This is a genomic window from Streptomyces sp. Sge12 (genome assembly GCF_002080455.1).
Taxonomy (GTDB): Bacteria; Actinomycetota; Actinomycetes; order Streptomycetales; family Streptomycetaceae; genus Streptomyces.
In genome coordinates, this window is sequence record NZ_CP020555.1 from 891,433 (window position 1) to 906,883 (window position 15,451).

General features: G+C 72.9%; 14 protein-coding genes and 1 riboswitch. Of the genes, 4 read left to right on the forward strand and 10 right to left on the reverse strand.

Annotated features, from left to right (window positions below; all coding sequences use genetic code 11):
• Positions 1-130: 130 nt before the first annotated feature.
• The 6 genes from B6R96_RS04125 to B6R96_RS04150 all read right to left on the reverse strand — a co-directional run bounded on the left by B6R96_RS04125 (position 131) and on the right by B6R96_RS04150 (position 8,565).
• Positions 131-1,843 carry a thiamine pyrophosphate-dependent enzyme gene (locus B6R96_RS04125; RefSeq protein ID WP_081521612.1) on the reverse strand — a complete coding sequence of 571 codons (1,713 nt, stop codon included), beginning with the start codon at positions 1,841-1,843 and terminating at the stop codon, positions 131-133.
• Positions 1,844-1,865: 22 nt separating this feature from the next.
• Entirely contained in the window at positions 1,866-3,449 is a 1,584-nt protein-coding gene (locus tag B6R96_RS04130; protein ID WP_081521613.1) for an FMN-binding glutamate synthase family protein, read from the reverse strand.
• A 367-nt stretch (positions 3,450-3,816) separates the two neighbouring features.
• A complete protein-coding gene (locus B6R96_RS04135) occupies positions 3,817-4,299 on the reverse strand; it encodes a nuclear transport factor 2 family protein (protein ID WP_030385331.1) in 483 nt (160 codons plus the stop codon).
• Positions 4,296-5,030, reverse strand: a complete 735-nt coding sequence (locus tag B6R96_RS04140) for an SDR family oxidoreductase (RefSeq protein ID WP_053702309.1) — start codon at positions 5,028-5,030, stop codon at positions 4,296-4,298. The genes B6R96_RS04135 and B6R96_RS04140 overlap by 4 nt, the downstream gene beginning before the upstream one ends.
• Before the next feature lie 111 nt (positions 5,031-5,141).
• Entirely contained in the window at positions 5,142-7,271 is a 2,130-nt protein-coding gene (locus B6R96_RS04145) for a nuclease-related domain-containing DEAD/DEAH box helicase (RefSeq protein ID WP_081521614.1), read from the reverse strand.
• A 79-nt stretch (positions 7,272-7,350) separates the two neighbouring features.
• Positions 7,351-8,565, reverse strand: a complete 1,215-nt coding sequence (locus B6R96_RS04150; protein WP_081521615.1) for a hypothetical protein — start codon at positions 8,563-8,565, stop codon at positions 7,351-7,353.
• Between the two features lie 255 nt (positions 8,566-8,820).
• Between B6R96_RS04150 and B6R96_RS04155 the strand changes: the two genes are divergently transcribed.
• Positions 8,821-9,012 carry a hypothetical protein gene (locus B6R96_RS04155; RefSeq protein ID WP_030385327.1) on the forward strand — a complete coding sequence of 64 codons (192 nt, stop codon included), beginning with the start codon at positions 8,821-8,823 and terminating at the stop codon, positions 9,010-9,012.
• A 57-nt stretch (positions 9,013-9,069) separates the two neighbouring features.
• Here B6R96_RS04155 and B6R96_RS04160 read toward each other — a convergent pair whose 3' ends face one another.
• A complete protein-coding gene (locus tag B6R96_RS04160) occupies positions 9,070-9,909 on the reverse strand; it encodes an SDR family oxidoreductase (RefSeq protein ID WP_081524969.1) in 840 nt (279 codons plus the stop codon).
• A 230-nt stretch (positions 9,910-10,139) separates the two neighbouring features.
• Positions 10,140-10,202: riboswitch (guanidine-III (ykkC-III) riboswitch) on the forward strand.
• Between the two features lie 75 nt (positions 10,203-10,277).
• Between B6R96_RS04160 and B6R96_RS04165 the strand changes: the two genes are divergently transcribed.
• From B6R96_RS04165 to B6R96_RS04175, 3 genes are all read left to right on the forward strand, one after another.
• Complete coding sequence (locus B6R96_RS04165; protein ID WP_030385325.1) at positions 10,278-10,730, forward strand: Ohr family peroxiredoxin; 453 nt, start codon at positions 10,278-10,280, stop codon at positions 10,728-10,730.
• Positions 10,717-11,157 carry a hypothetical protein gene (locus B6R96_RS04170; protein ID WP_081521616.1) on the forward strand — a complete coding sequence of 147 codons (441 nt, stop codon included), beginning with the start codon at positions 10,717-10,719 and terminating at the stop codon, positions 11,155-11,157. Before B6R96_RS04165 ends, B6R96_RS04170 begins: the two co-directional genes overlap by 14 nt.
• 91 nt (positions 11,158-11,248) lie before the next feature.
• Positions 11,249-12,238 carry a helix-turn-helix transcriptional regulator gene (locus tag B6R96_RS04175; RefSeq protein WP_081521617.1) on the forward strand — a complete coding sequence of 330 codons (990 nt, stop codon included), beginning with the start codon at positions 11,249-11,251 and terminating at the stop codon, positions 12,236-12,238.
• Between the two features lie 16 nt (positions 12,239-12,254).
• On the opposite strand, the gene B6R96_RS04180 is transcribed toward B6R96_RS04175, so the two are convergent.
• The 3 genes from B6R96_RS04180 to B6R96_RS04190 form a co-directional block, all read right to left on the reverse strand.
• Positions 12,255-12,629, reverse strand: coding sequence for an STAS domain-containing protein (locus tag B6R96_RS04180; protein WP_081521618.1), 375 nt, complete (start codon positions 12,627-12,629; stop codon positions 12,255-12,257).
• 152 nt (positions 12,630-12,781) lie between these two features.
• Entirely contained in the window at positions 12,782-13,582 is an 801-nt protein-coding gene (locus tag B6R96_RS04185) for a peptidoglycan recognition protein family protein (RefSeq protein WP_063785613.1), read from the reverse strand.
• Between the two features lie 144 nt (positions 13,583-13,726).
• A complete protein-coding gene (locus tag B6R96_RS04190) occupies positions 13,727-15,226 on the reverse strand; it encodes an MFS transporter (protein WP_081521619.1) in 1,500 nt (499 codons plus the stop codon).
• Positions 15,227-15,451: the final 225 nt, after the last annotated feature.

The following is a 15,451-nucleotide window of genomic DNA, read 5'->3' on the forward strand; positions in this document are numbered from 1 at the left end:
GATGTCCGTCATCGTCGTCGGCTCCCACCGCACCGTCCCACGGGTGCGCACCCCGTGCATCGCCGGACGTGGCGGACGGGTGACGGACAGGGGGCGCGGGCCGCGTCCACGGAACAGGCGCGGCGCGCGGTCAGAGCATCTCCTTGATCTTGGCGACGGCGAAGCCCCAGCCCTGCGCGAGGGTCGGCCTGCCGGGAACGGCCACCTCCTCGGGGTTCGTCAGCACGTCCAGCAGGACCGGCCCCGGTGTCGCGAAGGCGTGGCGTACGGCGTCGTCCAGATCCGCCGGGTCGGTGACCCGGATGCCCTCGATACCGAGGGCCCTGGCGACGGCGGCGAAGTCCGGGTTGTCGAGTTCGGTGCCGAACTCGGGCAGGCCCACCTGCTCCTGTTCCAGCTTGACCATGCCCAGGCGCTGGTTGTCGAAGACGACGAGCTTGACCGGCAGGTCGTACGTCTTGATCGTCATCAGGTCGCCGAGCAGCATGCTCAGTCCCCCGTCGCCGCAGAAGGCGACGGTCTGGCGTTCGGGGGACCACAGCTGGGCCCCGATGGCCTGGGGCATCGCGTTGGCCATCGACCCGAGGTTGTACGAGCCGATCAGCCGGCGGGTGCCGCGCATGGTGACGAGGCGGGAGAGCCAGACGGTGGCCATACCTGTGTCGGAGGTGAACACGGCGTCGTCGGCGGCGTGGGCGTCCACGGCCGCGGCCAGCGCCTCGGGCCGGATCATGTGGTCGCGGTTGTCGAGGGCGGCCCGGACCCGGCCCGTACCGCTCCGGTCGTGCGCGGGGTCGGCCAGCCGCTGCTGGCCCTCCTGCCACTGGATGAACCGTTCCCGGGCGTCGTCCAGGTGCGCGCGGTCGGGGACCTGCTCCAGCAGCGGCAGCAGGGCGCGCAGGGTGGCGCCGACGTCGCCGGCCAGGCCGACGTCCACGGGGGTCCGGCGGCCCAGGTGGTCCTCGCGGCTGTCGATCTGGACGACCTTGACGTCCTTCGGGTACCACTCCCGGTAGGGGAAGTCCGTGCCGAGCATGAGGAGCACGTCCCCGCTGTCCAGTGCGTGGGCCGCGGCGGGGTTGCCGATGAGGCCGGTCTGGCCGACCTGGAAGGCGTTGTCGTCCTCGAAGCCCTCCTTGGCCTTCAGCGTGAGCACCATGGGCGCGGCGAGCAGTTCGGCGGTCCGCATGACCTCGGTGCGGGCGTCGCGGGCCCCGGCGCCGACCAGCAGGGTCACCCGGGAGGCGGTGTTCAGCAGGGCGGCGGCATCGGCGAGGGCCGGGTCGTCGGGGCGGGTTACGGGACGGTCCAGCGCGAAGCGCGCGGGCCGGTCCTCGCTCAGCTCCTGGTCGCCGAGGTCGCCGGGAACGGTCAGGACGGCCACCCCGCCCTGCGTGACGGCGGCCCGTACGGCGGTCTCCATCATGCGCGGCATCTGGTCCGGGGAGGTGACGGTGGCCCGGTGGACGGCGACGTCGCGGAAGAGGAGGTCGTTGTCGACCTCCTGGAAGTAGTCGCTGCCGATCTCGGCGAGCGGGACCTGGCCGCAGACGGCGAGGACCGGCGCACGGGTCTTGGCCGCGTCGTAGAGGCCGTTGAGCAGGTGCACGGAACCGGGGCCCACCGTGCCCATGCACACCCCGAGGGTGCCGGAGAGCTGCGCCTGGGCGCCGGCCGCGAAGGCCGCGGCCTCCTCGTGCCGGCAGCCCACCCAGGTCAGGGTGGCCGAGGTGCGGATGGCGTCGGTCAGCGGGTTCAGGGCGTCCCCGACGACACCGAAGACGTGCTGGACGCCCAGCTCCTCGAGTGCGTTGACGATCACATGGGCGACGGTGCGAGCCACAGGAGTACCCCTCGGTCCGGTCTCAGCGGGTGAAGCGGTCGGGATCGGCCGCCTGCCAGTCGCCTGCCCAGCCTTCGGGGGGTGATGCGAGCAGTTCTCCGGGAGCGAGCCATTCGTGGAGCTGCGCGTAGGAGCGGACGGTGTGCGGGTCCACCCGTTGGAGCAGCATGTGGGGGCGCAGCTCGCCCGGGTGCGCCACGCCCATGGCCGCCATGATCTGCTGGGCGCTCGCGACCGTGGCCTCCTGGTAGCGGCGGACGCGCTGGGACTTGTCCCCGACGTCGAGGGCGCGGGCGCGGCGCGCGTCCTGGGTGGCGACGCCGACGGGGCAGGTGTTGGTGTGGCAGCGCTGGGCCTGGATGCAGCCGAGCGCGAACATCATCGCGCGGGCCGAGTTGGTGAAGTCCGCTCCCTGGACGAGCCGCCGTACGAGGTCTCCGCCGGTGGCGACCTTGCCGGAGGCCCCGATGGTGACGCGCTCGCGCAGCCCGGTGCCGACGAGCGCGTTGTGCACGGTCATGAGCCCCTCGCCCAGGGGGAGGCCGACGAGGTCGGCGAACTCCAGCGGCGCCGCACCGGTACCGCCCTCCGCACCGTCGACCACGATGAAGTCGGGGGCGGTGCCCTCCTCCAGCATGGCCTTGCACACGGCGAGGAACTCGCGTCGGGAACCGACGCACAGCTTGAACCCGACGGGCTTGCCCGCCGAGAGCTCCCGCAGCCGGGCGAGGAAGCGGACGAGCTCGCGCGGTGTGGAGTACACGCGGTGGTGGGACGGGGACACGACCGTCTCGCCCTGTGGCACCCCGCGCACCTGTGCGATCTCGGCGTTGACCTTGGCCCCCGGCAGCACGCCGCCGATGCCGGGCTTGGCGCCCTGGCTGATCTTCAGGGACACGCACTTGACCTGCGGGAGAGCGGCCTTCTCGGCGAACTGCCGCTCGTCGAAGCCCCCGTCCTCGGTGCGGCACCCGAAGTATCCGGTGCCTATCTCCCAGACGAGGTCCCCGCCGGGGCCCAGGTGGTACTCGGACAGGCCGCCCTCCCCCGTGTCGTGGGCGAAACCGCCGAGCCGGGCACCGGTGTTGAGGGCGAGGACGGCGTTGCCGGAGAGGGAGCCGAAGCTCATCGCCGAGACGTTGAGCAGGGCCATGTCGTACGGCTGCGAGCAGTGCGGCCCGCCGATGCGGACGCGGGGCGGGTCGCTGGGCGCCGGGCGGGGGGACATGGAGGGCGTGAGGTACTCGCTCCCGGGCAGGTAGAGGTCCTGTTCGGTGCCGAACGGCTCCGCGGAGTCGGTGCCCTTGGCCCGTTCGTAGACGATGCTGCGGGTGTCGCGGTCGAAGGGGCGGCCGTCGGTGTTCCGCTCGACGAAGTACTGCTGGAGCTCCGGCCGGAGCGCTTCGAGCGCGTAGCGCAGGTGCCCGGCGAGCGGGTAGTTCCGCAGGAGGGAGTGGCGGCGCTGGGCGAGGTCGTGGACGGCCGTCAGTGCGAGCAGCAGGAGCGGGCCGGCGGCGGCCCACCACCAGGGCGACAGCAGCAGGGCGGCGAGGACGGCGCCGGCTGCGAGGAACGCGGACAGGACGACCAGTGTTGTCTTGAGCACGGGACGCGTCTGTCCCGGGGACGGGCCGTCATGCGTGCGCGCCGCGAGCCCGCCGCTGCGCCCTCTCGGCGGAGCGCCGCGGACCGCAGCCCCCGCCGCCGGCGACCACGGTGACGGTGGACTCACCACAGACCCTGCGCTCACGGGAGCGCCGGCCTCGGGCCGGTGGTGGTCCGGGCCGCCTCGGCGCGCGGTCCGGGGTCAACGTCCCGGTCCGGTCCACGGGCGGGGACCGTTCCGTGGTCTGTCTGTGGGACTTCGGCGATGCCCGCAACGCCCGATCGGCAACACCCTGACGCCGTGACACCCCGAGCCCCACCGGCGGACTTCCCTCCGGTGGGGCCAGGGCGGGCGGGGCGGGGCTGCCCTAGGCCGGGCTCTGGCCGAGGCTCGGCGGCGTGTCCTCGCCGTCGGTCCACCAGACGCCCAGCCTCTGGCGGGTCAGGCGCCAGCCGCCCTCGGGGCCCCGGCGGAAGTCCCAGTCGTACGGGCCGCCCATGGAGTAGGGCGAAGAGGTCTGCCCGTTCCCGGTCACGGCGACGAACCACATGTAGCCGATGCCCGTGGCCCGGTCGCCCTCCACCTGGAAGTCCATGTTCAGGATGTGGTGCTGCATGCTCGGGAAGTGCGCCTCCGCCGCCTCCACCTTCGCCCGGACCGCGTCCCTCCCCTGGATCTCTCCCCACGGCCCGAAGTCCAGCACCGCGTCCTCGGCCCAGCACTCGATCCAGGTCCGCCAGTCCTTGCGGTCCAGTGCCCGCCAACCGCGGATCATCAGCTGCCGCAGTGCTTCCTTGTCCTCCAGGACCCGCAGGCGGCGCAGCAGGTCCTCGTCGGTCGCGCCGGTCACTGCGCGCTCGCGGCAGGACGTACGACGATCTCGTTGACGTCGACCCCGGCGGGCTGGGCGACGGCATACGCAACGGCCCCGGCGATGGCGGACGCCGGCAGTGCCACGGCGCGGTACGCCTTCATGGCCTCTCGCGCCGCAGGATCGGAGATCCCTTCGGCCAGTTCGGACTCGGTCACACCCGGCGAGACCAGAGTGACCCGGAGGGAGCCGTCCGACTCCTGGCGCAGTCCTTCGGTGATGGCTCGGACGGCGAACTTGGTGGCGCAGTAGACGGCCGCGGTGGGCGACACCTCGTACGCGCCGACCGAGGCCACGTTCACGATGTGTCCGGCGCCCTGGGCACGCATCACGGGCAGGGCGGCGGCGATCCCGTGCAGCACGCCCCGTACGTTCACGTCGATCATCCGGTCCCACTCGTCGACCTTCAGCGCGCCCAGCGGCGAGAGCGGCATCACCCCGGCGTTGTTGACCATCACGTCCAGGCGGCCGTAGTGCTCCCGGGCGGCGGCCACGAAGGCCCGTACATCGGCGGCGTCGGTGACGTCCAGCCGCTGGAAGGCCGCGGTACCGCCTGCCGCGTTGATCTCCCGGCCGAGCGCCTCGAGCCGATCGGTGCGCCGCGCGCCCAGCAGCAACCGGTGACCGTCGGCAGCGAGCCGGCGAGCCGTCTCCTCCCCGATCCCGCTGCTGGCTCCGGTAATGGCCACGACCTTGGCTTCGTTCCTCATACCCTGCTCTGCTCCTCGTTCGAAGCGGATGACTCCGCCCGACCGAGTCTGCGCGGGCCGCGGCCGGCCAACCAGGACGCAGCACACCCTGGCAACACGCCGCCGCGCCCCCTACGGGGCGTCCTGCCCGGTCCCCCGCCCGGTGGTGACGCTGCCGAGCCAGAGCAGGTCACGGGCCCGGGTCATCGCCACGAAGAGCTGGCTGCGGCGCAGTTCCTCACGCTCCCGGGCCGTCTGCGGCGTCTCCGTACCACCCCTCGTACCGCCCCTCGTGCCACCCGGCGTCTCGGCCGGGGTCCCGTTGGCGAACACCGTGTCGTGCTGGGGCAGGAAGACGTTCTTGAACTCCAGCCCCTTGGCCCGGCGATACGTACCGAGCTTCACCGCGTCGACCGCACGGCCGTCGTAGTGCTCCAACTGGCACACCGCGAGCCCCGCCTGGGTGAGCAACCGCTGGTAGTGACCGATGGCCCGCATGGAGGGACACAGCAGCGCGGTGTCGGCGAGCGCGCCCTCGGGCAGGGCGCGCAGGGCGTCCAGGAGCTGCCGGTCGTGTGCCTCCACCGTGGGCCCGGTGACGCGCACGACGTCCCCGTCGTGGTAGGTGAGGTCGACGTCGCGGCGGCCCGGGGTGCGCTCGCCGTCGAGGTCCTCGAAGGCGTCGTCGGCCACGACGGTGAGGGCGGCGTCCAGGATCTGCTTGCTGTTGCGGTAGTTGGTGCGCAGCACCTGACCGCGGTCGCCGCGGATGTCGATGCCCGCGTCGGTCAGGCGGAAGCCGCCCGGGTACACGGTCTGCTGGCCGTCGCCGACGAGCAGCAGACCGTTGGGCGCATCACCGACGAGCGCGTGCAGGAGGCGCACGCCGACGAGTGTGAGGTCCTGCACCTCGTCCACGATGACGGCCGCGTACGGAGGCTGCTCGCGCCGGCGTGACGCCTCGGCCAGGGCGAGGGAGAGGACGTCGTTGAAGTCGTGGACGCCGCGCTCGGCGCGCAGTGCTTCGTACGCCTCGTACAGCGCCCACACCGACTGCCGGTGCGCACGGTGGAGGCTCGCTTTCCGGCGCCGCCTGGGGAGGGTCGCGTATTCCTCGAAGCGGGTGAGGCCGCGCCCCTTGATGACGTAGTCGATCTCTTCGTGCCAGTAGGTGGGGGCGGGGTCGAGCTCGGCCAGTCGGCTCGCGCGGCCGACGTTCTTCCACGCGAGGCTGAAGGCGGTCTCGGCCTTGTCCCCGTGCAGCCGTACCGGTATGCCGCGCTCCTGAAGGAATTCCTGTGCCCAGGAGTGGAGGCTGCGGAAGTCCACCCGGTCGGCGACGGCCGGGGCCATGGTCCTGAGGAAGGTGCTCTGCACCCGGGGCAGGTTGTTGGCGAAGGTGACGTACAGGATGCGGCCGGTCGTCCGCCGGGCGAGGTGGGCCGCGCGGTGCAGGGCGACGACCGTCTTGCCGGTGCCCGCCGGGCCGCTGATGCGTGCCGGGCCGGACCAATTGCGGCGCACCAGTGCCACTTGATCGGGGTGGAGGAAGGTCATCCACTGCTCGATCGGCGCCTGCATGGCCCCCTTCAGAGCCGCCTCGCGCAGCCCTTCCAGGTCGAACAACCCGTCGGAGGGGCTCGGTCGGTGGCCCTCGCACTCCGTCGCTGTCGCTGTCGCCGACGCCGCCGCCGCCACCGTCTGCAGGTCGACCGCGGCCCCCGCGTGGTCCGGGAGCACCCGCTCCAGATGATCGGCGATCGCCCGGACCGACTCCACCCGCAGCCTGTGCCGTTGCGACAGCAGCACGGGGCCGATCTCGTGTTCGCCCAGCAGCCGTATCCGGCCGAGGTTCGCGTCGCGGCGCTGCCCTGCGAACACCATCAGCGGCTGGACCGCCACCGGCGACATTCCGAGGGACGCCACCGCGCGCTCGGCCGCCTTCGTGGCGGCGAGCAGCCCGGTCGCCCGCCCTTCCCCCGGCCCGCCTCCGGCCGTGACGTGGATGACGAAGACGCCGCCGGGTCCCACCAGGAGCATGTCCGCGTCGGCGGTCCGGGTCCCGGACCACTGCCGGTCGACGAGCAGCCGCCACCCGCGCGCGGTCAGTACCAACAGCTGGGCGAGGACCCGCCGCTCGCCCTCGCCGACCGTGTCCCACCGCAGGGCCTGCCGGCGGGCGGCCTGCCACTGCTCCCGGAGTAACCGCTCCTGCCGTCGTGCGTCCTGCGCCCGCTGCGATACCGCCCCGCCTGCCCCCATACCGGCCCCCCTCGTACGCGGAGTAGCGATCATAGAGCGGAACGCGACCGTTGCGGCAGGGCGCGTACCCGGCGACGGCCTAGTCCTGCCAGTAGAACAGCAGGGTGCGGACGTCCAACGGGTCGCGGCTGCCGAAGTAGTAGACCCCGAGGCCGGTGACCCGGATCGAGCCGACGGCGTCGTCGATCCAGCGGAAGCCGGCCGATTCGAGGGCGCGGCGCACGCCCGGATCCTCGTTCCAGTCGGCGGCGAACGGGCCGAGCGTGCTGATGTGCACCTCGCGGCCGACCGCGCCGTAGCCGATCACGTCGTACGTGCCGTCCCCCTGGTGGTGGGCCTCTCCGCAGGAGACCGGCGGCTTCGTCGCCAGGCCCGCCGCGGTGAGCGCAGCGGTGGCCCGCAGCAGCCGCTCGGCGGGGTCGCAGGCCGGCGGCGGCTCCGCGCACAGGGCCTCGATCCGCCACCGCGGGTCGCTGCGCTCCTCGCACCCGCGCCCGTACTCGTGGACGATCGCCGCGCGCACCTCCTCGTCCAGGCCGGTCACCTCGACGCGGGGCCGTCCCCACTGCTCGTACAGCCGCCGGGTCTCGGCGACGTCATCGGTCAGGCGGTGCAGCGCGTACACGGCCCACGTGGCGGCCTCTTCGGTCGGCGCCCCGGCGAGGTAGCCGCGCAGCCGCTCGGGGTCGGTCAGGAACTCCTGGGCCCGGTACGCCACTCCCGGGTCGGGGTCCGCGAGCGCATCGGTGATGTCCTCGCCGGAGTGGTGGCGCATGCGGACGGCGGTGGAGCGGTGTTCGGGCCGGGCCCCGTCGAGTTCGGCCAGCACCGCTTCGGCCCCGTACCGTGCGGTCAGCCGGTCGAGTCCGGCCTCGCCGATCTCCCGCCGGTGACGCCACGGGCCGAAGGCGAGCGTCGCCAGGTCCCCGGCCGCCGTGAGGTCGCCGAGCGTGCCGCGGGCCCCCAGGACCGCCTCGGCCATGCCGTACGCGTTGTCCTGCCGGCGGTCCTCGTGCCGCAGCCAGGGCAGCAGCTCGGGGCGGTCCGCGAGCAGTTTCAGCAGCGCGATGCGCACTTCGCCCACATCACCGGTGTCCTGGACACGCGCGATCAGCTCGGCCACGCGCCGCTCCGGCACCCGTCCGGCCAACGCCTCCGCGCAGGCCCGGCGGCGCCACCACGGCTGCGCCGAGTCGGCCACGCACGTCGCGAGGGCGTCGGCGTCGTACCCGCGCAGGCCCGCGGTGTCGGTCCGCCCGGCTTCCGGGGTCAGCGACTTGATCGTCTTCAGCATCCCGGGATGCTACTCGGTGGCGCCGGGCGGACTCCGCGCAATATTGCCCGCGCGGCGGCCGCCTGGGGGTAAGTCCACTTGATACAGGCCGAGTTGAACCTGCCATGAGCTGCGACGCCGAGCGCCCGCGCCGAACACTTCGCGCGGCACGGACGGCCGCCGGCGACACCTGCGGTCACCCTCCGTGTTTAACTGCCGGAAATTCGGTAACAAGACGTAGTGACAGGCAGTCAATACCGGACGGAAGGCAGGAACATGACCCTCGTTACCGTGCTCATCCTCGTCGCGGTCCTCGTCCTCGTCGGACTGCTGATCGCGGCTCCCAGCGCCAGCGTACGGCGCAACCCCTTCCCGGGCCGCCGGCAGCGAGCCGACCACCGCCGCTCGGGCGCTGCCCGGTCGACCGGGATTCCCGGCCAGCGGGGCATCCAGCACCACGCGCGGTGACCGCGGGCCGCGCCGGCCGCGGCCGCCCCGGGCGGACCGCGGCTGCGCGCCCGGCCGTCAGGCCGGCGGCGGGGGCGGGCCCTGCGTGAGGACCCTGGCCGCGGCCAGCTCCTCGCGGGAGGCCTGCTCGGCGAGGTCCAGGTAGCCGTACGCGTCCTCGCCGACCGGGATCCGCAGCGGTGTGGGGCCCTCGGCCGCCACGATGTCGAGGACCCGCGCGGCGAAGTCCTCGGGGCGCCCGGTCTCGGGGTTCTCCGCCAGCCCGCGGGCGCCCTCCAGCATCTCGCGGTTGGTCACGTCGTAGGCCGGAATCCGGCGCTGCGTCTGGGCCATGGACGTGCCGTAGCGCGTGGCGAACATGCCCGGCTCCACCACCGTGACGCGGATGCCGTGCGGGGCGGCCTCGACGGCCAGCGCCTGGCTCATGCCCTCCAGGGCGTGCTTGCCGGCGGTGTAGGCGGCCAGACCCGGGAATGCGATCCGGCCGACCACGGAGGAGATGTTGACGATGTGGCCGTGCCCCTGGGCCCGCATCAGCGGCAGGACGAGCCGGGTGAGCCGCCACGGGCCCACGACCAGGGTCTCCAACTGGTCGCGCAGCTCGGCGTCCGAGACCTCCTCGACCGCACCGAACAGCCCGATCCCCGCGTTGTTGACGAGCACGTCGATGCCGCCGAGACGCTCGGCGGCGCTGCGGACGGCCTCCTCGCAGGAGGCGGCGTCGCGCAGTTCGAGCGGGATCGGCACGATGCGGCCGGGCCAGGCGGCGGCGAGGTCCTCCAGGTCGGCGGTCTTGCGGGCGGTGACCGCCAGTTCGTCCCCGGCCCGGGCCGCGGCCGTGGCCAGCGCGTGCCCGAGGCCGGAGGAGCAGCCCGTGACCAGCCAGCGTCGTCCCATCGTTCCCCCGTGACGTGTGGTGTTCCGGATCGTGGTGATGACGGTCATGGTCGTGCGGCGGCGGCTCGCGGTCATCCCTCGTGCGGGGGCGTGCGGAGGCGCGCGGGCGCACGTACGGGCGCGCGTACGACCCGACCGGCCCGGCCGGCCCGGCTGCGGGTGAGGAAGTCACGGGTGAGGAAGTTCACCGCGGGGGTGTCCCCGGACGACGGATCGCGTTGCTAGATTGTCCGGCGGCCGGTCCCCGGCCCCGGACGAGATGCGCCGTACCCGGTTATGCACGACGACGCGCGAGGTGCTGCACGAGCAGCGCCGACCGCTGTCCGCACCCGGGCAGCGCCCTCGTCGAGCAAGATGGGCCGACCGCCATGACCGTGCCACTCACCCGCAGCCTGTACCGGACGACCGCGCACGCCGCCGGCGGCCGCACCGGATCCGTCCGCACGGACGACGGACGCCTGGACGTCCGCCTCGCCCCGCCCCGCAAGAAGGTGCCCGGCACCACCAACCCCGAGCAGCTGTTCGCGGCCGGTTTCGCCGCCTGCTTCACCTCCGCCCTCGCGGAGGTCGCCGCCGAGTTCGGGGCGGACGCCTCCGCCGCACGCGTGGCCTGCGAGGTGCAGCTCGGCACCACGGACACGCCCGCGGGCTACGGCCTCGCGGTGACGCTCACCGTCGGCCTGCCCGGGTGGCGGGCGGCGGACCTGCAACCCCTGCTGCACCGCGCGGACGCGGTCTGCCCGTACTCGCAGGCCGTGCGCGGCAACGTACCGCTGACCCTCCTCGCCGTGGACGGGCCCGCCGCCGATGACCTCGCCTGAGCCCGGCCGGGCCGGCCCCGGCGTCCCGGTGCCGGAGCGCGGCGCCTGGCTGCGGCGCGGCATCAGCCGCAACGGCGGACCCCTCGTCGAGGACCGCGAAGTGGTGTGGCTGCAGGCCGGGTCGTACTACGCCGACAGCCGGGGCTTCGCCGGCACGACCTCCTTCGACGGCTCCCAGGTGCACTTCCACCACCTCACGGGCGAGCCCGGCGAGGACGCCGGCACCTTCCGGTGGGAGGGTGGGAACCTCGTCGAGCGGGGCACCAACGCGGACGGTTCCACCTTCCTGGAGATCTGGACCCCGCTGCCCGGAACCGACGAGGACGGCACCTGCGGCTCCTGGTCCGGCCCGGACCACCACGTGGTGCGCCTCGGCCGCCACGTGGTGCACGTCGATTCCCGCACCGGTACGTACTGGCGGTTGTAGCCCCGCCCACTCCTCCTGCCCGGGCCACGGCATACTGAGCAGCGGATGACGTCGGCGGGCCGCGCCGAGCAGACCGGTGAGGGGGCCTCGGATGGCGCAGCTCTTCTTCGACAGCGGGGACCTCGAAGCCACGGAGGCGTTCCTGTCCGCGGCCTACACCCCCATGCAGATCACCGGACGCCCCGGCGACACCCGGGCGCAGATCTCCCGTACCGAGATGGGCGGTCTCAGCGTGGACCGTCTGTCGTTCGGCTACACGATGCGCTACGACGCGGACTGCCTGGGCAAGGTGTGCCTGGTCACGATGCACAGCGGCAGCATCGTGGACACCACCGACGGCCGCGAGGAAGTCTTCGGCCCGGGTGAGACCTTCCTCCTCGCCCCGCACGACCGGCCCTACGAGGGGCAGGTCCGCGCGGCCCGGTACACGATCACGATGTTCGACCCCCACCTGCTGAACCACGTCGCCTCCGTGCCGAGCGGCAAGGACGTGCGGATCACCGGGGCCCGCCCGGTCGGTCCGGACGGGAACAGGCGGCTCGGCGCCGCCATCGCCTACCTCCGCGACCACGTCCTCGACGAATCCGCCGCGAGCACCGACGACGACGGACTGCTGGTGTCCACAGCCGTCCAGCACCTGGCGGCCACCGTGCTCAAGACCCTGCCGCACACCGCCCGGACCGACAGGACCGCCCGGCGGGACACCCGCGACGCACACAGCGACACCCTGCGCCGCGCCGTCGCGTTCATCGAGGCCAACGCCCACCGGGACATCACCCTCGCCGAGATCGCCGCGTCCGTCCCGGTCACACCGCGTGCGGTCCAGTACGCCTTCACCCGCCACGCCGGCACCACACCGCTCGGCCACCTCCGCCGCGTCCGGCTGGCCCGCGCCCACGACGAACTCCGCGCCGCCGAACACTCCGGCGCCACGACCGTCGCCGCCGTCGCCGGACGGTGGGGCTTCGCCCACCAGGGGCGTTTCGCCGCCGCCTACCGCCAGGCGTACGGCGTGGCGCCCTCGGTCACCCTCGGGACCGGCAGACCCGGCGGAACCGACAGACCCGGCGGAACCCGCTGACACGAACCGTCCGCGGTCAGGATGCCCGGTGCGCCGGCCCCTCGCCCGCCTCGGGGAAGCTGAGGTTGAACAGCAGATCGGCACCCGTGATGGACAGCAGGCGCATGACCTGCGGGCCCGGGTTGGCGAGGATCAGGGTGCGCCCGTTCGACTCGCACAACAGACGTGCGCGCAGCAGGGCGTTGAGACCCGCGGAGTCGCAGAACGCGAGCCGTGTGAGATCGATGACCACCCGGTCCGGTGCGCCGGGATCGGAGCACGCCCCCAGGAGTGCGCTGTTCAACGTATCGACACGGTCGAGGTCGAGGTCACCGGTGACGGTGACCACGCTGCAGTCGACGCGCGCGGCGACCGTGACGGTGTGCGGACCACGGTCGGCCAGCGGGTTCATCTCGGTCCTCCCGTCGGTCCAAGGGTGGGCCTGCGTCGGCGACCACCCGGGCCCGAGGCTATCGGGGCCCGGGGCGGCGCACAGCCTCGGAAACGAAGGACCGCACGTGTTCGTTTGACGGACAGGCAGCCTGCGGCCCGGGCGTCGGATCGTCAGGGCAGGAGATGCGCCGGGAGGTACTCCGCGTACGCCGAGGCCGGCCGGCCGGTGGCCTGGCGGACCAGGTCCCCGATGGGATCGGCGGCCTCCGCCGGCTCCGGGGCGGGCGTGCCGAGGCGGGCGGCGACATCCTTGCGGAGGGTCGGGAGCAGGGCGTAGAGGCGGTCACCGGGGCAGGAGGTGGCGTTGAAGTCGCGGTGGCCGTAGATCTCCGAAGCGGGCAGGCCGTACTGGTCGCAGATGTGCGCGCACAGATCGGCCAGCGCCGCGTACTGCGCCGCGGGCGGGACCTCCGAGGTGTAGGTGCCCTCGTTCTCGATGCCGATCGACACCGTGTTCTGGCCGACGCAGTGCGCCGCCCGCACCTGTCGGGCGCCGGTGCGCAGCTCCGCCAGGCTGCTGTGGCGTCCCTCCAGCACGAACGCCCCACGGCTGACGGTGAAGTGCTGCCCCGTGTCGATCCAGCCCTGCGCGTCCATGTGGTACGTCTGGATCGCGCGGGCGAGGGCGAAGGCGCGCTGCTTGGAGTAGTCCGTCACGTTCGCCGTCGCCGTGTGGTGGACGACGATCCGCTCCGGGCCGTTGTCCAGGACGACGACGGGTTCGGACGCGGGCCGCGCTCCCCAGGCGGCGCAGCCGATGATGTCCGGGGTGGCCGCGGAGTACGCCCGCCCCGCCGCGGCGAGCGGCAGTGCCGCGCCGGCGGCCAGGCCGAGGACTCCCGTGAGGATCGACCGGCGGGTGTACGGGGCCGCGGCGCGCGCCGACGGCTGGTGCAGTGCGGAGAAGGTCATGCCGCGCCATTGAAGGGGACCACGGCTCCACCGGCCGCGCAGACACACCGCGCACCCCCCGGACTGTCCCCGACCGGCCGCCCCCGCGGCCGGTCGGGGACGGGGACGGTCGGGGGCGGGGACGGTCGGGGGCGGGGACGGCGATCAGCCGGAGCCGGAGGACGCGGCCGGCTTCGCCACCGACAGGGGCTCGGCGATGTCCTCCAGCGAGCGCCGCTCGGCCTTGACCGCGAGGAAGACGGCCACGAGGCCGGCGGCGCACATCAGTGCGGCACCGATCCGGAAGGCGAGCGCCGTGTCGCCGACCACGCCCGACTCGGTGAGGTCGGCGAAGATCAGCGGGCCGCTGATGCCGCCCGCCGCGGTACCGAGGGCGTAGAAGAAGGCGATGGCCATGGCCCGGGTCTCCATGGGGAACACCTCCGAGACGGTCAGGTACGCGCTGGAGGCGCCCGCCGACGCGAAGAACAGCACCACGCACCAGCAGGCCGTCATCGTCGTCGCCGTGAGCGAACCCCGGTCGAACAGCCAGGCCGTCCCGAACAGGAGCACACCCGAGAGCAGGTACGTGGAGGAGATCATGATCCGGCGCCCGACCGTGTCGAACAGCTTCCCGAGCAGCAGGGGGCCGAGGAAGTTGCCCGCTGCGATCACGGCGAAGTAGTAGCCGGTAACACCCGTCGGCACGTCGAAGAACGTCGTGAGGATCGTGCCGAATCCGAAGGTGATGGCGTTGTAGAGGAACGCCTGACCGATGAAGAGCGACAGGCCGAGGATCGCGCGGCGCGGGTAGCGGCCGAAGACCGTCCTGGCGATCAGGCCGAAGCCGACGCTCTTGCGCTGGTGGATGGTGATCTCACCGGCCGGCGGCGGGAGGTGCTCGCCCTTCTCCTCCTCGATCTGCTGCTCCACGGACGACACCAGCTCCTCGGCGTCCTCCGCCCTGCCGTGGATGAACTGCCAGCGTGGACTCTCCGGAACGTGCCGGCGGACGAGCAGGATCACCAGGCCGAGGACGACCCCGAGAGCGAAGCTGAGCCGCCAGCCGAGGTTCTGGGGAAAGATGTCGGTGTCGAGCATCACCACGGACAGCAGGGCCCCGCCGATCGCGCCCAGCCAGTAGCTGCCGTTGATGATGAGGTCGACCCGGCCCCGGTAGAGGGACGGAATCAGCTCGTCGATCGCCGAGTTGATGGCCGCGTACTCGCCGCCGATACCGAAGCCGGTGAGGAAGCGGAAGAGGAAGAACCACCAGGACTCGAAAGACAGCGCGGTCATGGCGGTCGCACCCAGATAGACGACCAGGGTCACCATGAAGAGCTTCTTGCGGCCGTAGCGGTCGGTCAGCCAGCCGAAGAACAGTGCCCCGGAGCAGGCACCCGCCACGTAGAGGGCGGCGGCGACACCGGTGACCTGGGCGGCGGTGATGTCGAGGCCGCTGCCCTCCTCGGCGAGACGGCCGGCGACATTGCCGACGATGGTGACCTCGAGCCCGTCGAGGATCCAGACGGTGCCGAGGCCGATCACGATCATCCAGTGCCATCGGGACCACGGCAGCCGGTCGAGACGGGCCGGTACGGCCGTGGTGACCGTGCCCGTGGTGGCCGGCACGGAGTCCTCCGGCGAAGAGGCGGCGGATGGCATCGCTCTGTTCCCTCCTGCTCGATCGTCCCCCGCCCTGCCGAGTGCCCTCGAACCGACCGGACATGCGGCCCGGCCGAGGACGGCCGCCCGGACGGTCCGGGCAGCTCCCAGCTTGCGCACAGTCCCCGCCGGCACCGGCCACGACACGCCTGCCGCCGCCCGTGCACCCCGGTTCGCCCGCATCAGGCTCGGCCGCAACTGTCAGTGGTGGCGGTTACGTTCGAG